Here is a 19,157-nt window from a genome sequence, read left to right as displayed (position 1 = left end):
GTGCTAATGAATGACTTCGATCACGCCGCGCTGGACTGCCTGGCCGCCCTGGCCGACGAGCAGGGCTTCGAGCGTGCCGCCCAGCGCCTGTCGATCACGCAGAGCGCCGTGTCGCAACGCTTGCGGTCGCTGGAGGCCCAGGTCGGCCAGCCGCTGGTGGTGCGCTCGCGGCCGCTGCGGCTGACGGAGGCGGGCAAGGTGCTGCTGCGCTTTGCCCGGCAGTTGCAGGCGCTGCGCGTGGATGTGGCACGAGAACTGGGCGAGCGCGTCGCGCCGCAATCGCGCCTGGCCATTGCCGTCAACGCCGACAGCCTGGCGACCTGGGTGCCCGCAGCGCTGGACGCGCTCGTGCAGCGGGGCCTGCGTGAGGGCTATGGGCTGGAGCTCGTCGTCGACGACCAGGACTTCACCCACGACAGCCTGCGCCAGGGCGCGGTGCTCGGCTGCATGTCCACAGTGGCCGAGGCGCTGCAGGGCTGCCGGGTGCAGGCCCTGGGCGTCATGCGTTATGTGGCAGTGGCCAGCCCGGGTTTCCTGGCGAGCCAGTTGCCCGAAGGTTTGCACGCCGGCAACTTCGCCGACACCCCGTTTCTCGTCTTCAACCGCAAGGACGACACGCAGGTGCAATGGGTGTCACAGGCCTTCGGCGTGCGCGGACCAAGGCTGCGCGAACGCTTTGTGCCGTCCAGCGAAGCCTATGTGCGCGCCGCCGCCATGGGTTGGGGCGTGGGCGTGGCGCCCGAGATCCAGGTTCGCGCCCTTGTCGAAGCCGGCCAGCTCGTCGTGCTCAGGCCGGAGATCGGCGTCGACGTGGCGCTGTACTGGCACCAATGGCAGTTGCAAGGGCGGGGCGCCCTGCTGGATCAGATCGGCCAGGCCCTGGCGGACGGCGCCAAGCTTGCGCTGGGCTGATCAGCGAGTGGCCGTCACTGGAGCCGATGCGGCCGTTGTCGGTGCTGCCACCTGGGCGAGCATCAAGTTGGTGCCGCCCTGTTCGGGATGTATGGCACTCGCCATCCACAACGTACAGACGAGCACGGTGGCAATCAGGCCGCTGGCGACCCACTTCAACAGTTCTGAACTCATGCAAAAAGCCGGGGGGCTTGGAGGTGGGGCAGCTTAAGCGCCGGACCCTGCGAACCTATCCTGAGCTCTAGGGAGGCGCAGAAAAGAATTGCAAAAGCGCAACGCTCCCCTCGGATCGGGGGCATCGGCCCGCAGACCCCATCAACACTGGGAAAAACAGGGGTTGCCCCTGTGCGGAAATGCCTGGCGAGGCAATATTTACTCACAGATGGGGGGTTCGGTTGTCACATGAATCCCGCACACTGGGTTCACGGTGCTGATGTTGTTGTCGGCCCGTCAAGCCAATGAGGTCTGCCATGCGATTCGTTCCAGCGCTGCGCTTCTTCCGCCGAGACGTCGCTGCGCGCAGCGAGCCGGATCCCGCCGACCTCGGCACCGCCTTCGGCCTGGATGCCTGCCTGGACGGCGTGGGCGTCAGCGAATATCGCAGCCAGCCGCCCAGTGATTTCCTCGAATCCCAGTCGTCTGTCGCGATTCAGGAATCGCCGCTGAGCTGGTTGTCGCGCCGAACGGCTTAGAGTTTCGGAATCCGAATCCGGCTCACCATCAACGAGCCGGATAGCGCGAACATCAGCACCAGCGGGTGCAACTTGAAGCCCGCCAGCCACCAGACGCCACCCCATAGCGCGTCACCGATGGCCCCCTGAACCGCGGCCACCCACAGCACAGCCACAAGCAGCATGGACGTCGGAATCGGCGTGCCCTCGAAATACGCCACCTTGTCCGAGCCTGCGCTGAGTTTTTCCGCCGTCACGTTGTAGCGCGCCAGCCGGCTGACGCCGCAGGCGACGAAGAACACCAGCACGATGCGGTCATACAGCCCCTGCATGCCGCAGCCGTAGGCGATCGCCGCGGGCGCGACGCCGAAGGAGATCACGTCGGCCAGGGAATCCAGCTCGCGGCCCAGGGCCGAGCTCTTCTGGCGCCAGCGCGCAATACGGCCGTCCAGCACGTCGAAGGCCAGCGCCAGCGGAATCAACGCACAGGCGTATTGCAGATGTTGGCGCTCGCCGGTCTGCAGGAAGCTCATCACGGCGAACAGGGCGCCCATGCCGGCGCAGGCATTGCCGAGGGTGAACCAATCGGCGAGATGGAACTCGCGGATCATCGAAAAGGGCTTGGGTTTTTCCATCAGGACCTCCTCCTCAACGCTGCTCCAGCGGATCGATGTCGTCGCGCCGGGACGGGCTCGCAGGCGGCCGGCTGACCGCTTTCACGACGAGATGAGGCACGAGCAGATGCAGTGGCATGCGAAGGTAATGGCTGCGAACGAAGAGCGCAAACTCGGCAACGCGCGTGCCCGGCGCCATCGAGCCGCGGTGGGCGCTGGTCAGGGCCCGCCTCAGCAAGCCCTGCATCAGCCAGCGCAACAGAGGGCCGGGGCGGGCAGGGCAGCGCTCCAGCACATCCTCGGGGACGGGTGTGTGCAGATGGCGCCGGCACAGGCAAAGGGCATAGAACAGCGGCCGGCCCAGCGACAGGGTTGCGGCGCGCGCCAGCAAGGTGTTCCAGAAGCCAGGCTCGACAGCATGGCGGCGCAACAGGCTGTCGAGATCACTGAGGTCGCGCAGGCCGTGCCCCCATTCGCCCTCGTGCATCAGATGCGTCGCGCTGTGCAGGATCTGGTCCGGCGCCGACGGCAGGCTGAAACGCGGGAATTCCGTGACCGGCTGGGCGGCCGCCAGAAGCGGTGCGCTGTGGGTTTTGATGCGCGCCGTCAATGGCAGGATGGTGTGGTGCAGGTCGAGGTTGGTCTGGCGGCGCAGGTGCACCATCGGCGGTAGCTCGTGCATCCATCGTCGGTAGTAGCGTTCATCGTAGGCTGTCCCCGCAGCACTGGCCCAGCCACCGAGCATCAGCRCCGCCTCCGCCTCGTCGAGCTGCTCACGCGGCACCAGGATGTCGATGTCCGAGAACAGCCGGCCCGGGGCTGGCGGCAGGTCGCCGGCGACATAGGCCGCGCCCTTGAGCAGCATCACGGGGCCGGGGAGGCTTGCCAGATCGCGGGACAGCAGCACCAGCTCCCAGCGCACGGCGCGCCGCTGTTCCTGGGAAACGCCCAGCAGCGCGCGCATCTGGCGGCGCACGGGCAAGGGCAGTGAGCGCTCGACGCCCGCCTCACGGGCCAGCGCACCCAGCCGGGCCAGCAAGCCGGCCGACACGGCCTGGCGCAGCAGCAGGTCCCAGGTCGCTTCGCCATGGGAAGCCATGAACGCCGGCTCGCGCAAGGAGCGCAGCAGCGGTTCCCATGCCGGCGTCATGACTTCAGCCCGTCAAGCGTGGCCAGCCCTTCCGCCAGGTCGGAGTAGCAGAAATCCCAGCACCCGCACGAATCGATCAACGCCGCCGTCAGCTCGAAACCCGCCCGGCCCAGCATGCTGTAGTTGAACGCATGACCGGCCAGCCGTTCGAAGGCCTGGGCCTTGGGCACCGGCGCCAGCTGCGTCGGCGCGCCGGCGTGCCAGCGCGGAAAGATCAGCTGCGTAGGCCGCGCCTGCTGTTGCTGGCCGGTCACGCTGGCGGCCGACGCGCGCAAATGGGAGACCGTGCCCTTGTGCGTGTCGCGGGCCGCCTCACCCAAGACGGCCTGCGGGGAGAAGCGGCGGATGATGGCGATCGACTGGTTCTTCAGGCTGACCGGACGGGCCAGCGGTGCGACCTGCCCGTCATCGCGGTCGATCATGGCCATCTCGTCAGAGAGCAGCCGCCAGCCCGACAGCATCAGCGCGGCCGTCAGCGTGCTTTTGCCGGCACCGGGGTCGCCCGGCATGACGAGGCATTGGCCGTCTTTCTCGAGTACCGCCGCGTGGAAGAGCAGGTAGTGATTCGCCTGGCTGGCCAGGCACCAGTTCATGCCCCATTCCAGCAGAGCGAAGGCGTGGTTGGCAGGCAGCGGCAGAAAGGGGCTGTGCTGATCCAGCCGGAATTCCACCTGGGCGCCAAGCCAGCGCCGCAGCCCGGTGACAGGCTGCACATGCACGTGGAAGTCGGCGATGCCGCCCTCGGGTTCCAGCTCGAAATCCGCGTACAACGCCGCCAGGCCCGCCGCCACGGGCGGGCAGCTGCTGTGGATGCGGTAGGCGAAGGGGCCAGTCCTGAGCGTCAGGCCGTCGTGCAGCCGTTGGCCAAGTTCCGCCGGGGCCAGCATGCCCAGCGTCAGCATCGCTGGACCAACAACAGCTGTTCGAGCTGTTGCAGCACATCGGCGGTCATTTCCGAATCGGCATCCATCAGCGCAGCCAGTTCGTCGAACTCCGCAGGCGGCTGCTCGGCGAGGCGTCGCAGGGCGGGTACCAGCCAGGCGGCGAGGCGATGGGTGTCGTTGGACAGCGCGTGATGCACGAGGCAGTCGTCACCCCAGGCCCTGATCGACAGATCGGCCCCGTAAGTGAGTGCCCATCGAGGCGTTGGCACTGGATCGGTGGAGGTCACGGAGTGGCTGCAGAAAGACTTCGGGCGTCGCTACGGACGCCCGAAGTGTCACACCGACGGTGCCGGCCGCTCAGGAGTACAGGCTCTGGAAGTAAGCCATGACCTGGTTGGCGTCCCAGGAGACCGTCGTATTGACCTGGTATTTGCCGCCCAGCGGGCAGACGGCATTGAACATCTTGATGGCTTGGGCGACCGTGATCGGGTAGTCGGTACCGACGTTCAGTGCATTCAGGATGGTCGCCACGGTGGCGCGGCCCAGCGCGTAGATCATCGTGTCGTTCTGGCCGCCGGGCGAATTCAGCACCTGCAGCAGGGTGGCCTTGCTCGTGCACAACCCGAACGCCGAATCGCGGTAGCCATAAACATTGCAGGCCGAGGACTCAGCCTTGTAGCGGAAGGCGTCCATCAGTGTCTGGCCACCGCTGATGAAGCCTCCGAAGACGGTGCCCTTGTTGCCGCCGAAGCTGCAACTCGCCGTGGGCAGCGTGCCCTTCAGCGTGCCGGCCGGCCAGGTGCTTGCGTTCTTCCAGTAGCCGGGCGACTTGCCGAGGAGCTTGCAGTCCGCCTTGCCAGGCCGCGGCGACGCATTGCCGGACATCTGGCCCGACACGGTGCAGTTGTAGGCCTGGCTCGCCAGCGCCGGTTTGCTCAACAGGCTGCCCAGCACGACCGGCGTGGCCGCGCCCGCTTGGGCAAAGCGTCGGCGCGACGCGTTCATCCGGGTCGAGGTCGGCCGGCCGGCGGACGCGTCGACGGAGGCCGGCACCTTGGGCGTCGACTGCGGGTCGTTGATTTGGCGTTCGCTCATGACAGTGTGCCTCGTGGATCCGTTTTTGGGTTGCACCAGACTAGGGCACAACTCGCTCTGGGCGTCAGAGCGGGCCGATGCTAATAGGGGGCTCGGCGGTTTGGATGGCAGTGTTTCACACAAAGCCTTTTGGGGGTCATCTGGCGCCCCCTTGATTGGGTGGGCCTGAATCAGGGACTTAGAGGGCGGCTGACGAAAACGTGTCACATGTCTTCAGATCGCCCGCTTCCAGGCCGCGCTTGAACCAGCGAACACGCTGCGCGCTGCTGCCGTGGGTGAAGCTTTCGGGCACGACGGCGCCCCGGGAGCGCTTTTGCAGGGTGTCGTCGCCGATCTGGGAGGCGGCGTTCAGCGCCTCCTCGATGTCGCCTTGCTCCAGCCAGCCTTTGCTGCGCTGCGACAGATTCGCCCAGACACCGGCAAAGCAGTCCGCCTGCAGCTCCAGCTTGACGCTCATGGCGTTCGCCTCGCGCTCGGAGACGCGGCCGCGGGCGCGATCCAGCTTTTCGGTCGTGCCCATCAGGTTCTGCAGGTGGTGGCCGACCTCGTGGGCGATGACATAGGCCTGGGCGAAGTCGCCCGGCGCGCCCAGGCGCTGTCGCAAGGTGTCGTAGAAGCCCAGGTCGATGTAGACCTTGCGGTCGGCGGGGCAGTAGAACGGGCCCATGGCGGCCTCGCCGGTGCCGCAGCCGGTGGGCCAGCGGTCGCGGAAGATGACAAGCTTGGGAGCGGGGTATTGCTGGCCTGCGCGTTGGAAGTAGGCGCCCCAGACGTCTTCGGTATCCGCCAGTACCTTGCTGACGAATACCGCACCCGGATCCTTRGGGTGTTGCTCGGCCGGCGCGCCCGGCTGGACCTGCGGCGCAGCGCCGCCCCCGCCGTCGAGCAGCCCGAGCACCGTCAGCGGGTTGATGCCGAAGGCCCAGGATGCCAGCAGGGCGATGACGACACCGCCCAGGCTCAGGCCGCGCCCGCCGATGGGCAGGCCACCACCCCCGCTGCTGCTGCCACGGACATCTTCGACGTTGTCGCTCTCACGCTGGCCATCCAACTTCATGCTGTCTCTCCTGCTGATCGGGCAATCCTACGGCCCATGACCGCCAAAACGCAGTCCGTCGCCTCTCGCGGGCGTCGCACCGGCCGGCTGGACACACTGCCGCCGCATCGCCGAACCAGGAGCCCCCATGAAACGCCTCGCCCTGCTGACCCTTGCCGCCGCCCTTGCCACCAGCAGCTTTGCCGGCGACAACGACTGGCATCTGCGCATCAAGAAGGAATCCGACGGCTGGACGGCCCACTTCAGCGGTCCCATCGACTACGGCAGCGGCAAGAACCGCATCAAGGGCTCGGGCGTCAAGGTCGAGAAGGCGCGCGCCCTCGGCAGCTTCAGCAAGCTGCGCATCGACGGCCCCTTCGACGTCAAGCTGACCCAGGCGGGCAGCGACCAGGCCACGGTGGTTGCCGACGACAACATCGAGCCGCTGGTGGAGACCGTTGTCGAGGGCGATGCCCTGGTGGTGCGCATGAAACGCGACGCCGGCTTCACGACGCGTTCCGCGCCGACGGTGCGCGTCGACGCCCGGGCCCTGCAGTCCATCGCCATCAATGGCTCGGGCGACCTGGCCGTGGAGCGCTTCAAGGCCGACAGCCTCAGCCTGAACGTCATCGGCTCGGGGGATGTGCATTTCGGTGCCGTCGAGCTGAAGGACCTGAGCGTCAGTATCAGCGGCTCGGGCGATGTGCGCCTGGCCGGCCGGGCGGACCAGCAGAGCTGGACGGTCAGCGGTTCGGGCGATGTTGACGCGCGCTCCCTTGCCGGCCGCGCAGCCCGAGTCAACATCAACGGTTCGGGCGACGTGTCTGTCGGGGTGACGGAACAGCTGGACGTCCAACTGAGCGGTTCCGGCGACCTGAGCTACGCCGGACGGCCGCAGTTGCGCCAAAGCGTCAGCGGCTCGGGCGAGATCAGCCGCCGCTAGAGCGCGACGGCCCAGGCCCCTCAGAATGGGGCCGTGAACCCCAACGACCTCTGGTGGCAGACGCTGGCCGATGGCCCGCTGCTGCTGGCCCTGTTTGATGCGGGCGAATGCCTGCGGCAAGCCAATGCGGCCTATCGACAGGCCTGGGGGCTGGCTGCCGATGCATCGCCGGGCTGGCTCGAGATGGTCGAGGCCGCCCAGCGGGCCGGCGTCGGCCCGGCCGACGTGCCGGAGCGCCGCAGCCGCATGGCGCAGCGAGGCTATGAACAGGCCTGGCGCGACGGCCGGCGCCTCTGGTGGGTGGAGCAGCGCATGCCAGACGGCGGCCTGGCGCTGACCGGCGTGGACATCAGCGCGCTGGCGGGGCCGCGGCCTTTGACGGGCCAGTTGCTGTCGGCTCAGGCCGGCCGCGAACTGCTGCAGGCTCTGCTGGCCGACCCGCGCGCCTGGCCCTTGTCCGTGGCGACGTTGGCACCCGAGGCCGATCCGGCCGAGCTGCTGGCGCGCACCCGTGGCGAGGATGGCTGCATGCGCCTGGACGACGGGCGGCTGCTCGTCATGCTGCCGTCCACTGGGCCAGCCCAGGCCGCGGCGCTGGGCGAGCGCCTCGGGGCATTGACGCTCACCGAGGCCATCTGGGGCGAATCGGCAGCGGCACTGATCGTCAGGGCTTGAGCTTCAGGTCCCGGCCTTGAGCCTGGGCCGGCGCGGGCAAGCCGGCGATGGCGGCCAGCGTGGGCGCCAGATCGGCAATTTCGACGCGTTCTTTCACCTCGCCCTGGCCGACATAGCCCGGACCCCAGAACAGCAGGGGCACATGGGTGTCGTAGTCGTAAGGGCTGCCGTGGGTGCTGCCACCAGGCCGGTAGCTGAAGATCCAGTTGCGCTTCAGCACGATCTGCAACTGCGCGGCGCGCGTCGGATCGAAGGACTTGCGCATGGCTTCCAGGTAGGGGGTGGTGCGGTCGTCACCCAGCAACTGCTCGCGGGTGAAGACGGTGGCCACGCCGGGCAGCTTCAGCAGTTCCTCGCGGGCGGCAGCCTGGACGTCAGCGAACTTCAGGCCCTTGTCGGCGGCCAGCTTCTCGTCCAGCAACAGACCGGAAGCGGAAAAGTCGCGTGCCAGCCTGTCGACGCCAAAGCGTGCCGACAGGGCGGTATTGACGACCGCCAGTGACGGCGAGCTGTTGAAGCGGCCGGCATCGCGGCCCTGGGTGGCCGCCCATTCCGGCGTATCGGTGAAGCCGTGGTCCGCCGTCAGCGCGAGTACATAGTTGCCGGCACCGACTTCCTTGTCGAGGAATTGGAAGAAGGCCTGCAGATGGCGGTCCAGATGCAGGGTGTGGTCGTGCGACAGCCGCGACTCGGGGCCGAAGGCATGGTTGATGTAGTCGTGGCTGGACAGGCTGACCGACAGGATGTCCTGCACACCGCGCTGGCCGAGCTTCTCGTTCGTGATGGCGGCGCGCGCGAAGGCCAGCGTTAGCTCGTCGCCGAAGGGCGAGGCCAGCAGGCCGCCGTAGAAGCGCGGGCCGGGGCCGTCCATCTTGTCGCCGATGACGGCCGGCAGCTTGTTGCCGTTGCCGCTGGCGATCTGCCAGGACTGGCCGTCAGGCACGGAGCGGGCGTAGGCCGCCTCCGGGAGAAGGGGAGCCCAGGTCTTCTTGAAGAAGGCGTCGGCCGGGTTGGTGGCGTTGAAATCCTTCACCCATTGCGGATGGGCCTGCATGTAATAGGTGCTGGAGGCGAAACGGCCCGTCTCCGTCATGTACATATACGCCGTGCCCTTGTGGCCGGCCGGCAGGATGGCGCCGCGATCCTTGCCCGAGATGCCGATGACCTTGGACGCCGGCGAACCCGTGCGCAGCACGTCGCCCAGGGTCTCGACCTTGAGGTTGCGCGGGCTGGTGCCGGCCAGCGGCGCGGTCGGGCTGTCGATGTACTGGTAAGCCACGTCGCCGGTGTTGTAGACCTGGGCGCCGGTGGCGGGGTCGCGCCATTCGTTGCTGATGATGCCGCTGCGCTGTGGATAGGCGCCGGAAAGCATCACCGAGTGGCCGGCTGCCGTCACCGTGTGGCCATGGCCGTAGTGGGCCTGCGAAAACCAGCGCCCATGGTCGAGGAAGCGGGCGAAGCCGTCAGGTGCCAGCTGGTCCCGGTAGCCCGTCACCTGGCGCATCGGCAGGCCGTCGATGACGACCAGGACGAGGAGCTTGGGGTTTTTTTGCGGCGCCACGGCCGGCGGCGCCGTCGTTGCGCAGGCGGACAGGGCAGCGGCGAAGGCCAGGCTCAGCAGGCGACGGCGAGTGTGCAACATGACGTTTTCGTGACAGTGGGTCCGCAAGCTTACGTCGTCACAATGTCTGGCTTGTAAACGCCATGGCCGAACCGGACACCTTCGACCCCACCCATGCGCTGGACGGCTGGCGTCCGCCCGCGCCTGTGCCCGTGCCGCTGCAGGATCTGGCGCTCGGCGCGTTGCTGCGGGGCGACGGCAATGGGCAGGGCAGTGAGCCGCTGCTTCCTCTCGTCAGGGCTGAAACCGTCAACTTCGACCCCACGCATCTGCTGGACGGCTGGCGCCCGCCCGCTCCGGCGCCCTTGGACCTGGAACTCAGGTCCCTGGTGCGCGCGGGCCGCAGCGGGCCCGACGAGGCCAAGAAGGCGCGACTGAAGGCGCGTGGCTACGAGATGCTGGACGTTGAGGACATCGAGTTGCCCGAGGCGCCGCCGCCGCGCATCGCCGTCGAGCTCCTGGTTCGGGAAGTCTCGCCCGCGCCACCGCTTGCCGAGGCCGAGTTCGTGCCGCCGCCTGTGAGCGAGGTGCCGCCTGCGCCGCCGGTCGAGGGGCCATGGCCCCTCTTCGAAGCCGAAGCACAGGTCCTTGAGGAAATGGCCTCGGTGCCCGCCGAGCCCGACGCTGTCGACTCGCCTGGAGCGCCGCCGCTTTTCGCCGCCGAAGCGGCATGGCTTGATCTCCGGTTCGAGCCGCCTCAGATCGTTGAGGACGATGAAGCGTTGGCGGAGYCGCCACCCGCAACTGCGGTCATGCATGGCGGCGAAGCGCTCGCAGCGCCCTCGTCGGACGTGGGTGCCGCCGCGCTGATGGCAGACGTTGAAGCGCCCGAAGTGTTCGCGCCGGAATCAACGCCGTTCATCGACATCGCCGAGTCGATCGACGAGCCGCTGCAGCCCGCTGCCGCGCAGGCGCCTGAGTCGTTGAGCGCGCCGCTGCCAACAGCGCCTGCCCTTGTGGAGGACGCTGAGCCGCTCGAAATTCCGCCACCTGCTGCGGTCGAAGCGGCAGTGTTGGACCCGGAGCCGCCGACGGTCGAGCCCGAGCCCGAACCGCTCATCGAACCCGTCGAGCTGCCCGACGAGCCGCTGCAGCCCGCAGTCGCGCAAATGCCTGAACCGCCACCCGCGCCGCCGCTGTCCACGCCCGCCGTCGCGGAAGACGCCGGGCCGCTCGACACGCCGCCGGCCACCGTCGAAACGCCGGTACTGGATTTCCGCGCACCGCCCCCTGCCGTCGTCGAAGCGCCGGTGCTGGACTTCCGGGCCCCGCCGCCACCGCCCGAGCCGGACCCGCAGCAGGTCCTCGACGACATCGAGCTGCCCAAGGTGGTGCCCCTGCCCACGGCCGTCGAGGCACCGGTGCTGGACATGCAGGCCCTTGCCTCGCGCAGCGAACCCGACCCGCGGCTGGTTGCTGAGTGGCAGCCGCAGGCCTGGACGGCGTTGACGCAGCACGTGGCCGATGCCAGTACCGAGGTGTCGCAGACGGCGCATGGCCTGCACGTGGAAAACCATGCAACGCAGTGGCTCTGCGCCCTGTGGCCGCCCCAGGACAAGCAGCCGGCACTGCTGGCGCGCTGGCCTGAGATGGTCACTCTCGTCGGCGCGGCGACGAGAGTCGATGCCTTGGCGTCCTTGCTGGAGGCACTGCCCACCGAGGCGGCGTTGTGGCCGGCCGAGTTGGAGGCGGACTGGGGGCTGGTGGCGGAACTCGTGCTGCGTCAGGACACGGGCCTGCGGCCGACTCACGCGCAGGTGCTGCGCGAGTTCGTGGAAGCGGAGCGCCGCGCCAACCTGGCGCGCCTGAACGCCGGCTACCAGACCCAGGGCCGTGTCGCCCGGCGCAAGCCATGACGAGTGGCCAGGCGCCGTTGCTGGAGGTGGCCGATGGCGTGGCGCGCATCACGCTGCGCCGGCCACGCCAGGCCAATCGTCTGGCTGTGGACGACCTCGACACCCTCGGCGGCTTCATCGAGGCGGTGCATGCGAACGATGCCGTGCGTGTGCTGGTCCTGGCCGGCGAAGGCAGGCATTTTTGTAGTGGCTTCGACCTCGGCGCCCTGGGCGCCGTCGATGCGGGCGCGCGCTTCGGGGAACTGGCCGATGCACTGGAGGCCGTGCGGCCCATCACGATTGCGCGCCTGCATGGCGGTGTCTATGGCGGCGCCGCCGATCTGGCCCTGGCCTGCGACTTCCGCCTCGGCGTGCCGGCCGTCGAGATGTTCGTGCCGGCGGCGCGCATCGGGCTGCATTTCTATGCCGGTGGCCTGCAGCGCTTCGTCGACCGACTGGGTCTCGCCACCGCCAAGCAGGTGCTGCTGGCTGGGCGCACGCTGGACGCCGCCGCCCTCCTTGGCTGCGGCTATCTGGACCAGTTGCTGCCCGACGTCGCAACGCTGGACGCCGCGCTGCAGGCTCTGGCCGACGAACTGCAGGGCATGGCGCCCCTGGCCCTGCTGCCGATGAAGCAGCACCTGAACGCGATCGCCGCCGGCCGACTCGACGCCAAACAGCTGGCGGCCGACATCGTCAAGGCGCGCGATTCGGCCGATCTTGCCGAGGGTCAGGCGGCCTGGGCGGGCAAAAGACCAGCGCGATTCAAGGGGGGTTGAAAGCCCTAGGCCGGGGCTTTCGCCACATCGTGGAAAATACGGGGCCTGCGCGCCTGCCTGGCGCCCCTCTTTACACACTCTTCGACAGGACCAGCGTGGCCAAAGAAACCACCAAGACCACCATCGAAGCGGATGGTCTGCGCTACCGCTCCAAAGCTCCCGGTTCGCCCTTCGCGGCAACCTCGTCTTTCGGCGCAGCAACGATGTCTTGCTTCCTTTGCGGCAAGCACCGCCCCCGAGCCATGCTCAAGTCCAAGAAGCTGTTGGGCAAGTCGCAGCCCGTCTGCTCGCCTTCTTGCAAGGAACTCGATGCGCAAATAGCAGCCAAATAGGGCTGTCAGCCCCTCACCTCGCGTGAGGGCCATGAACGACCCAGCGCCGCCACGGCCTCGACCGCCGTGGCGGCGCTTTTTGCATTCAGCCTTGGCGGAAGCAGCGGCCGCAGACGGAACGGTAGCGCGCGTTGCCGCCGATCTCGACCTGGGCGCCCTCGGTGACCTTGCGGTTGTTGGCGTCCACACGCATGTTCATCGTCGCCTTGCGGCCGCAGTCGCAGATGGTCTTCATCTCGTCCATCTCGTCGGCCAACGCCAGCAACGTGGCCGAACCGGGGAAGAGTTCACCCTGGAAATCCGTGCGCAGGCCGTAGCAGATGGCCGGCAGATTGCGCAGATGCGCCAATTCGTGCAGTTGCTGCACCTGGTGCTTGGACAGGAACTGCGCCTCGTCGACCAGCAGGCAGGCGATGCCCGGCCCGTCTTCGTTCTGGCCGACCAGGGCCAGGAAATTGGTGGTCTCGTCGAATTGCTCGGCCTCACGCTTCGGGCCGAGGCGCGACGTGACGAAGCCGTGGCCATAGCGGTCGTCCAGGCGAGCCGTGAAGATGCGCACCCGATGGCCGCGTTCCTCGTAGTTGTGTGCCACCTGCAGCAAGGCGGTGGATTTGCCGGCATTCATCGCGGCGTAGCGGAAAAAAAGCTTGGCCATGTCGTCTTCTGGAGCGGAGCGGCATTGTCCTCGCTCGCTTACCCCGCAGATCGGGGTAGGGAAAGCCCGCGATTTCGGCCTTTGCTGGCGGCAACCGCGGGCTTGCGAGATGGCGTTGTCATCTTCGCCGTGCGTCAATTCACGTTTCGTCCCGACCTGTCTGAAGAATGAGCAAAGACACCGTCACCGCGGTCCGCCAGGATGGCTTGCGCTACCAGTCGAAAATCGGCGGTTCGCCTTTCCTTGGAAGCGGCCACACCCGCTCCTGCTTCAAATGCGGCAAGCATCGTGCGCCGGCCAGCCTGCAGTCCATCCGACTGCTTGGCCGCAACGAGGTAGTCTGCAAGCCCAACTGCAAGGCCGAGCCCTAAGGGGCCTCTGTCGGCTGGGTGCGCTTGCCGCACCCTATGACGCCCGCCATTGACGGCGCTGGACCGGTTGCATAGCATGATATGCATATCGGTTGAGCGGAGCTCGTCATGGTCGAGGATGTCGTCAAGGAACTGGGCCACCTGAGCCTGGGCACTCGCCTCAAGCGCATCGGCGAGACGCTGCAGGCGCAGACCCAGGCCGTGCTGGTGGCGCATGGCTTTGAGCAGCCGGCCGCATGGTTTCCGCTGCTGGCGGCGCTGGACCGGCTGGGGCCGCTGAGCGTTGGCGAGCTGAGCCAGGCCGTGGGCGTCAGCCAGCCCGTCATCACGCGTTCACTGCGCGGGCTGGAAGACGAAGGCCTCATCGGCTCGGAGGCGTCGGAGCAGGACCGGCGGATACGCCGCATCGCGCTGAGCAGGAAGGGGCAGGGTCTCGTCGAGCGGTCGCAGCGTGAGGCCTGGCCGGCCATCGAAGCGGCCGTCGCGCAGGCCTGCGCGGGGCTGGAAGGCGACCTGCTGGCCCAGCTTGCGGCGCTGGAAGACGCGCTGATCGAAGCGCCGCTGATGCAGCGAGGGCCGGCATGAACGAACTCGACCGACCCGTCTGGGCCARCCTGCAGCACCAGCCGCATTGGGGCGTGGGTGACGAGAAGGCGCGACGCTTCAAGGCCGATATCAACCGCTTTGCTGCGACACCCAACGAAAGCGCCGCCAGCCTGGCCGCGCTCGCCGCCCTCGTGCAGCCGGGCGATGACGCCGTCTTCCTGGCCCAGGTGCCACCCATCGTCGTGCCGCCGGGCTTGATCGCAGTGAAGGAAGCGCTGGGCGTGCAGATGGTGGCGACGCAACCTTTGACGGCAGACGGAGACTTGCAAGTCCTCGGCGATGCCGATGCCGCCGAGATGCTGGCCCTGGCCACGTTGACCGAGCCCGGGCCCTTCCTGCCGCGAACCCACACCATGGGCCGCTTCATCGGCATCCGCATCGACGGCCGGCTGGCGGCGATGGCCGGCGAGCGCATGCGCTTTGCCGGCCATGTCGAGGTCAGCGGTGTCTGCACCCACCCCGACTTCCGCGGTCGGGGCCTGGCGCGCCGGCTGTCGGCCGCGGTGACGGCCGACATCCAGCGTCGCGGCGAGCAGGCTTTCCTGCACGCCTGGACGATCAACACCGCCGCAATCGTGCTCTACGAGAGCCTGGGTTTCGTCAAACGCGCCACGGTCAATATCGCGGTGCTGAAGCGCCAGCCAGCTTGAAGGGCGCCTCACTCCAGCCGCCGCCCAGCGCGCGGATCAACCCGACCGTGGCCTGGTACTGAGCCGAGCGCACCTGCAGCGCGGCCCGCTTGTTGGCGAGCTCACTGCGGCGCGCGTCCAGCAGTTCCAGCTGGCTGACCAGGCCGTTGCGGTAGCGCGTGTCCGACAGCTTCAGCGCCTGGCCGGCCGCGCTGACCGCACGCGCATTGGCCTCGCCCTGCTGCTGCAGCAGCGTCAAAGCACCGAGCTGGTCTTCAACGTCCTTCAGCGCCAGCAGGAACTGCTCGCGGAAGGCAATCGCCGAGCCATCGAGCTGGGTCTTGGCTGCGTTGACACCCGCCTCGCGGCGGCCGCCGTCAAAGATGGGCAGCGCGGCCAGCAGGCCGACGCCCCAGGTGCTGGCGCCACTCTTCAGCAGGTTGGACAGCTCGCTCGACACGCCGCCGCCCTGGGCCGTCAGTGACAGGCTGGGCCACCAGGCGGCCTGGGCGACGCCGACGCGGGCCTGCGCGGCCTGCAGTTGGCTGCGTGCGGCGGCGAGGTCGGGGCGTCGTTGCAGCAGCTCGCTCGGCAAGCCGGCGGGTACGGTGGGCAGGGCAGTGGCCCACGCGGTGGGCGCGAGTCGGAAGTTGGAGGCCGGCTCGCCCAGCAGCACGGCCAACGCAGTTTCAAGCTCCAGGCGGCGGCGGTCCAGGGCCAGCGCCTCGGCCTCGTTGGCGGCCAGCTCGGCGCGCACGCGAGCCAGGTCCAGGTCGGCGACGTCGCCAGCGCGGGCGCGCTTCTCGGTCAGCGACAGCGTCTCGCCATAGGCCGCAACGGTGCCCCTGACGATCTCGCGCTCGGCATCCAGGGCACGCAGCGCCAGGTAGCCGCGCGCAACATTGGCCTGCACCAGCAACCGGGCGTCGGCCAGCAGCTGTTCGCGGGCGAGCACGTCCAGCGCGCTGGCATTGCGTTCGTGCAGCARGCGGCCGCCCAGGTCCAGTTCATAGGCCAGGTTCAGGCCGGCGTTGTACTGCGTGAGGCCGCGCGCCCCGGGGTCGGCCGCACGGCCGGCGCCGGCGGCGACGCCGAGCTGCGGCAAGCGTGCCGCCTCGGCACCGCCCAGCGCCGCACGAGCCTGGGCCAGGCGGTTGGCTGCCGCTTGCACGCTGGTGTTGGCGGCCATCGCGCGGCCGACGAGCTCTTCCAGCACGGGGTCGGCAAAGGGCTGCCACCAGCTGGCGGTCAGCGCAGGTGCGTCGTTTGCAGACGTGGCCTTGTAGGCGCCAGGTGCCTGCGGCAGCTGGGCCGGGTCGACCGTGCCGACCGACGCGCAGCCGGCCAGCAGCAGCGCTGCAAAAAGTGGGGTCAGGTTCAATTTCATGATGTTGATCACTTTCCTCGTTGCGGCAGGGCGTCGATGACGGGCTGCGTGGGTGCGGCAGGAGCGGCGACCTGGCCACCGTGGTGGCGCAGCGGTGCATTGCCGGTGACGCGGCGCACGATGACGTAGAACAGCGGCGTCAGGAACAGGCCGAACAGCGTCACGCCGATCATTCCGGCGAACACCGCGATGCCCATGGCCTGGCGCATTTCGGCGCCGGCGCCGGTGGACAGCACCAGGGGCAGCACGCCCATGACGAAGGCCATTGACGTCATCAGGATGGGACGCAGTCTGAGCCGCGCCGCCTCCAGCGCGGCCTGCATCGGCGTTCTGCCGGCGAACTCCAGCTCACGGGCGAACTCGACGATCAGGATGGCGTTCTTCGCACTCAGGCCCACCAGCACGATGAGGCCGATCTGCGTGAACACGTTGTTGTCGCCATGGCTGAGGTACACGCCCGTCATCGCCGCCAACAGGCCCATGGGCACGATGAGCAGGATGGCGATGGGCAGGGTCAGGCTTTCGTACTGCGCGGCCAGCACCAGGAACACCAGCAGGATGGCCAGCGGGAAGACCCACGCACCCGAGTTGCCGGCAATCTTTTCCTGGTAGGTCAGGTCGGTCCACTCGTAACCGATGCCCGGGGGCAGGGTCTCGGCGGCGATGCGTTCTACCGCGGCCTGGGCCTGGCCCGACGAGAAGCCAGGTGCGGCGCCGCCATTGATGTCGGCGGACAGGAAGCCGTTGTAGCGCAGCGCGCGCTCCGGCCCGAAACTGGGCGTGACCTTCATCAGCGCGGCCAGCGGCACCATCTCGCCGGTGTTGGAGCGCACCTTCAGCGCGCCGATGTCCTCGGCACGGGCGCGGTAGGCGGCGTCCGCCTGCACGCGGACCGAGTAGGTGCGGCCGAACTTGTTGAAGTCGTTCACATACAGGCTGCCGAGGTAGATCTGCATGGTGTCGAACACGTCCGTCACGGCGACGCCAAGCTGGCGCGCCTTGGTGCGGTCGAGGTCGGCGAACAGCTGCGGCACATTGACCTGGTAGCTCGAGAACAGGCCGGCCAGTTCGGGCGTCTTGTAGGCCTTGGCCATGAAGCCCTTCAGCGCCTGGTCCATGGCCTCGTAGCCGAGGCCGCCGCGATCCTGCAGCTGCAGCTTGAAACCACCCGTCGTGCCCAGGCCCTGCACGGGCGGCGGCGGGAACATGACGATGAAGGCATCCTCGATGGCGCCGTACTGCGCGTTCAGCGAGCCCGCAATGGCGCCGGCCGACAGGTCCTTGCTCTTGCGCTCGTCAAAAGGCTTGAGCGTCGCGAAGACGATGCCCGAGCTGGAGCTGTTGGTGAAGCCGTTGATCGACAGGCCGGGGAAGGCCACCGCGTGCTCCACACCCGGCGTCTTCAGCGTGATGTCGGTCATGCGGCGGATGACGTCCTCGGTGCGGTCCAGCGTCGCGCCGTCGGGCAGCTGGGCGAAGCCGATCAGGTACTGCTTGTCCTGGCCCGGCACGAAGCCACCGGGCACGGCCTTGAACAGGCCGGCCGTGGCTGCAACGAGCACGAGGTAGACGACCATCATGAAGGCCTTGCGCGACATCAGCGTCTTCACGCCACTGCCGTACTTGGCGGAGCCGCTCGAGAACAGCCGGTTGAAGCCGCCGAAGAAACGGCCCAGCACGGCGTCCATGCCACGGGTCAGCGCGTCCTTGGGGGCGTCGTGGCTCTTCAGCAGCAGGGCGGCCAGGGCCGGCGACAGCGTCAGCGAGTTGATCGCCGAGATCACCGTCGAGATGGCGATGGTCAGCGCGAACTGCTTGTAGAACTGGCCGGTCAGGCCGCTGATGAAGGCCAGCGGCACGAACACCGAGATCAGCGTCAGCGCGATGGCGATGATGGGGCCCGACACCTCACGCATGGCGCGGTAGGTGGCGTCGCGGGGCGACAGGCCCGAGGCGATATTGCGCTCCACGTTCTCGACCACCACGATGGCGTCGTCGACGACGATGCCGATGGCCAGCACCAGCCCAAAGAGGCTCAGCGCATTGATCGAGAAGCCGAAGCCGTGCATGACGGCGAAGGTGCCGATGATGGACACCGGCACGGCCAGCAGCGGGATGATGGAGGCGCGCCAGGTCTGCAGGAACAGGATGACGACCAGCACCACCAGTGCCACGGCTTCGAGCAGCGTGTGGATGACCGACTCGATGGACGCGCGCACGAACTGCGTCGGGTCGTAGACGATGGTGTATTCCACGCCTTCGGGCATGGCCGTCTTCAGGTCTTCCATCGCGGCGCGCACATTGGCCGAGATGTCCAGCGCATTGCCGCCCGGAGCCTGGAAGATGGGCACGGCGACGGCGGACTTGTTGTCCAGCAGCGAGCGCAGCGCGTATTCGCTGGCGCCGAGCTCGATGCGGCCGAGGTCGCGCAGCCGCGTCACGGCCCCATTGGCGCCACTCTTGACGATGATGTCGCCGAATTCCTCAGCGGTCTGCAGCCGGCCCTGCGCGTTGACGGACAACTGCAGGTCGATGCCTTGCAGGCCCGGTGAAGCGCCAACGACGCCGGCGGCGGCCTGCACGTTCTGGCCGCGGATGGCGGTAACCACGTCACTGGCCGACAGGCCATGCTCGGCGACCTTCTGCGGGTCCAGCCAGACGCGCATCGCGTAGTCGCCCGAGCCGAACATCAGCACCTGGCCCACGCCGGGGATGCGCGCGAGGCGGTCCTTGACGTTGAGCAGCGCGTAGTTGCGCAGATAGGTCATGTCGTAGCGCTCGTTGGGCGAGGTCAGGTGCACGACCATGGTCAGGTCGGGGCTGCTCTTGACCGTCGTCACGCCCAGGCGCTTGACCTCCTCGGGCAGGCGCGCCTCGGCCTGGCTGACGCGGTTCTGCACCAGCTGCTGGGCCTTGTCGGGGTCGGTGCCGAGCTTGAAGCTGACGGTCAGCGTCATCAGGC

20 protein-coding genes are annotated in these 19,157 nt (G+C 68.1%); 9 read left to right on the top strand and 11 right to left on the bottom strand.

Annotated features, from left to right (window positions below; translation table 11 throughout):
• Window positions 1–6 precede the first annotated feature (6 nt).
• A complete protein-coding gene (locus AC1DU6_RS00410; protein ID WP_457389758.1) occupies window positions 7–912 on the top strand; it encodes a LysR family transcriptional regulator ArgP in 906 nt (301 codons plus the stop codon).
• Here AC1DU6_RS00410 and AC1DU6_RS00405 read toward each other — a convergent pair whose 3' ends face one another.
• A complete protein-coding gene (locus AC1DU6_RS00405; RefSeq protein ID WP_157281035.1) occupies window positions 913–1,086 on the bottom strand; it encodes a hypothetical protein in 174 nt (57 codons plus the stop codon). It lies immediately after the preceding gene.
• Window positions 1,087–1,382: 296 nt separating this feature from the next.
• On the opposite strand from AC1DU6_RS00405, the gene AC1DU6_RS00400 reads away from it, so the two are divergent.
• On the top strand, window positions 1,383–1,604 hold the full coding sequence (locus tag AC1DU6_RS00400) for a hypothetical protein (RefSeq protein ID WP_056191657.1): 222 nt from the start codon (window positions 1,383–1,385) through the stop codon (window positions 1,602–1,604).
• On the opposite strand, the gene pssA is transcribed toward AC1DU6_RS00400, so the two are convergent.
• The 6 genes from pssA to ypfJ all read right to left on the bottom strand — a co-directional run bounded on the left by pssA (window position 1,601) and on the right by ypfJ (window position 6,383).
• Entirely contained in the window at window positions 1,601–2,218 is a 618-nt protein-coding gene (gene pssA, locus AC1DU6_RS00395; RefSeq protein WP_056191659.1) for a CDP-diacylglycerol--serine O-phosphatidyltransferase, read from the bottom strand. The two genes, AC1DU6_RS00400 and pssA, sit on opposite strands and share 4 nt — an antisense overlap.
• A 13-nt stretch (window positions 2,219–2,231) precedes the next feature.
• The gene (locus tag AC1DU6_RS00390; RefSeq protein WP_477855805.1) at window positions 2,232–3,347 is read right to left on the bottom strand and encodes a nucleotidyltransferase domain-containing protein; all 1,116 of its coding nucleotides are present in this window, start codon (window positions 3,345–3,347) and stop codon (window positions 2,232–2,234) included.
• Window positions 3,344–4,249: an HprK-related kinase A gene (locus AC1DU6_RS00385; RefSeq protein WP_457389756.1), complete on the bottom strand. Its 906-nt coding sequence runs from the start codon at window positions 4,247–4,249 to the stop codon at window positions 3,344–3,346. Before AC1DU6_RS00385 ends, AC1DU6_RS00390 begins: the two co-directional genes overlap by 4 nt.
• Complete coding sequence (locus tag AC1DU6_RS00380) at window positions 4,243–4,518, bottom strand: hypothetical protein (RefSeq protein WP_457323750.1); 276 nt, start codon at window positions 4,516–4,518, stop codon at window positions 4,243–4,245. Before AC1DU6_RS00380 ends, AC1DU6_RS00385 begins: the two co-directional genes overlap by 7 nt.
• A gap of 70 nt (window positions 4,519–4,588) precedes the next feature.
• A complete protein-coding gene (locus AC1DU6_RS00375) occupies window positions 4,589–5,326 on the bottom strand; it encodes a hypothetical protein (protein ID WP_457323751.1) in 738 nt (245 codons plus the stop codon).
• Window positions 5,327–5,504: 178 nt separating this feature from the next.
• Window positions 5,505–6,383: a KPN_02809 family neutral zinc metallopeptidase gene (ypfJ, locus tag AC1DU6_RS00370; protein WP_056191665.1), complete on the bottom strand. Its 879-nt coding sequence runs from the start codon at window positions 6,381–6,383 to the stop codon at window positions 5,505–5,507.
• Window positions 6,384–6,510: 127 nt separating this feature from the next.
• On the opposite strand from ypfJ, the gene AC1DU6_RS00365 reads away from it, so the two are divergent.
• Both AC1DU6_RS00365 and AC1DU6_RS00360 read left to right on the top strand, forming a co-directional pair.
• Window positions 6,511–7,305: a head GIN domain-containing protein gene (locus tag AC1DU6_RS00365; RefSeq protein ID WP_457323752.1), complete on the top strand. Its 795-nt coding sequence runs from the start codon at window positions 6,511–6,513 to the stop codon at window positions 7,303–7,305.
• A 33-nt stretch (window positions 7,306–7,338) separates the two neighbouring features.
• Window positions 7,339–7,980 carry a hypothetical protein gene (locus tag AC1DU6_RS00360; protein ID WP_477855801.1) on the top strand — a complete coding sequence of 214 codons (642 nt, stop codon included), beginning with the start codon at window positions 7,339–7,341 and terminating at the stop codon, window positions 7,978–7,980.
• On the opposite strand, the gene AC1DU6_RS00355 is transcribed toward AC1DU6_RS00360, so the two are convergent.
• The gene (locus AC1DU6_RS00355; RefSeq protein WP_056191671.1) at window positions 7,970–9,622 is read right to left on the bottom strand and encodes an alkaline phosphatase family protein; all 1,653 of its coding nucleotides are present in this window, start codon (window positions 9,620–9,622) and stop codon (window positions 7,970–7,972) included. The genes AC1DU6_RS00360 and AC1DU6_RS00355 overlap by 11 nt on opposite strands.
• Window positions 9,623–9,684: 62 nt before the next feature.
• On the opposite strand from AC1DU6_RS00355, the gene AC1DU6_RS00350 reads away from it, so the two are divergent.
• From AC1DU6_RS00350 to AC1DU6_RS00340, 3 genes are all read left to right on the top strand, one after another.
• The gene (locus tag AC1DU6_RS00350) at window positions 9,685–11,457 is read left to right on the top strand and encodes a hypothetical protein (RefSeq protein ID WP_477855799.1); all 1,773 of its coding nucleotides are present in this window, start codon (window positions 9,685–9,687) and stop codon (window positions 11,455–11,457) included.
• The gene (locus tag AC1DU6_RS00345; protein ID WP_457323754.1) at window positions 11,454–12,215 is read left to right on the top strand and encodes an enoyl-CoA hydratase/isomerase family protein; all 762 of its coding nucleotides are present in this window, start codon (window positions 11,454–11,456) and stop codon (window positions 12,213–12,215) included. The genes AC1DU6_RS00350 and AC1DU6_RS00345 overlap by 4 nt, the downstream gene beginning before the upstream one ends.
• Window positions 12,216–12,310: 95 nt before the next feature.
• A complete protein-coding gene (locus AC1DU6_RS00340) occupies window positions 12,311–12,547 on the top strand; it encodes a hypothetical protein (protein ID WP_056266878.1) in 237 nt (78 codons plus the stop codon).
• An 85-nt stretch (window positions 12,548–12,632) separates the two neighbouring features.
• On the opposite strand, the gene AC1DU6_RS00335 is transcribed toward AC1DU6_RS00340, so the two are convergent.
• Window positions 12,633–13,202: a thymidine kinase gene (locus AC1DU6_RS00335; protein WP_477855796.1), complete on the bottom strand. Its 570-nt coding sequence runs from the start codon at window positions 13,200–13,202 to the stop codon at window positions 12,633–12,635.
• 479 nt (window positions 13,203–13,681) lie between these two features.
• Between AC1DU6_RS00335 and AC1DU6_RS00330 the strand changes: the two genes are divergently transcribed.
• Entirely contained in the window at window positions 13,682–14,158 is a 477-nt protein-coding gene (locus AC1DU6_RS00330) for a MarR family winged helix-turn-helix transcriptional regulator (protein WP_477855794.1), read from the top strand.
• On the top strand, window positions 14,155–14,829 hold the full coding sequence (locus tag AC1DU6_RS00325) for a GNAT family N-acetyltransferase (protein ID WP_477855792.1): 675 nt from the start codon (window positions 14,155–14,157) through the stop codon (window positions 14,827–14,829). Before AC1DU6_RS00330 ends, AC1DU6_RS00325 begins: the two co-directional genes overlap by 4 nt.
• Here AC1DU6_RS00325 and AC1DU6_RS00320 read toward each other — a convergent pair.
• Together AC1DU6_RS00320 and AC1DU6_RS00315 are read right to left on the bottom strand one after the other, a co-directional pair.
• Complete coding sequence (locus tag AC1DU6_RS00320; protein ID WP_477855790.1) at window positions 14,795–16,195, bottom strand: efflux transporter outer membrane subunit; 1,401 nt, start codon at window positions 16,193–16,195, stop codon at window positions 14,795–14,797. The genes AC1DU6_RS00325 and AC1DU6_RS00320 overlap by 35 nt on opposite strands.
• Window positions 16,196–16,203: 8 nt before the next feature.
• Window positions 16,204–19,157: efflux RND transporter permease subunit (locus AC1DU6_RS00315; protein WP_477855788.1), on the bottom strand; the 2,954-nt coding region annotated here is incomplete at its 5' end.

The organism is Roseateles sp. P5_B10 (genome assembly GCF_056400485.1).
Note: the sequence above shows the minus strand (reverse complement) of the source record. Positions and strands in the feature narration are given on the sequence as shown.

Excerpts from the sequence above, each read along its gene's own strand:
- AC1DU6_RS00410 (WP_457389758.1), top strand. The coding sequence starts at position 7 with ATGAATGACTTCGATCACGCCGCGCTGGACTGCCTGGCCGCCCTGGCC.
- AC1DU6_RS00405 (WP_157281035.1), bottom strand. The coding sequence starts at position 1,086 with ATGAGTTCAGAACTGTTGAAGTGGGTCGCCAGCGGCCTGATTGCCACC.
- AC1DU6_RS00400 (WP_056191657.1), top strand. The coding sequence starts at position 1,383 with ATGCGATTCGTTCCAGCGCTGCGCTTCTTCCGCCGAGACGTCGCTGCG.
- pssA (WP_056191659.1), bottom strand. The coding sequence starts at position 2,218 with ATGGAAAAACCCAAGCCCTTTTCGATGATCCGCGAGTTCCATCTCGCC.
- AC1DU6_RS00385 (WP_457389756.1), bottom strand. The coding sequence starts at position 4,249 with ATGCTGACGCTGGGCATGCTGGCCCCGGCGGAACTTGGCCAACGGCTG.
- AC1DU6_RS00375 (WP_457323751.1), bottom strand. The coding sequence starts at position 5,326 with ATGAGCGAACGCCAAATCAACGACCCGCAGTCGACGCCCAAGGTGCCG.
- AC1DU6_RS00365 (WP_457323752.1), top strand. The coding sequence starts at position 6,511 with ATGAAACGCCTCGCCCTGCTGACCCTTGCCGCCGCCCTTGCCACCAGC.
- AC1DU6_RS00355 (WP_056191671.1), bottom strand. The coding sequence starts at position 9,622 with ATGTTGCACACTCGCCGTCGCCTGCTGAGCCTGGCCTTCGCCGCTGCC.
- AC1DU6_RS00345 (WP_457323754.1), top strand. The coding sequence starts at position 11,454 with ATGACGAGTGGCCAGGCGCCGTTGCTGGAGGTGGCCGATGGCGTGGCG.
- AC1DU6_RS00335 (WP_477855796.1), bottom strand. The coding sequence starts at position 13,202 with ATGGCCAAGCTTTTTTTCCGCTACGCCGCGATGAATGCCGGCAAATCC.
- AC1DU6_RS00330 (WP_477855794.1), top strand. The coding sequence starts at position 13,682 with ATGGTCGAGGATGTCGTCAAGGAACTGGGCCACCTGAGCCTGGGCACT.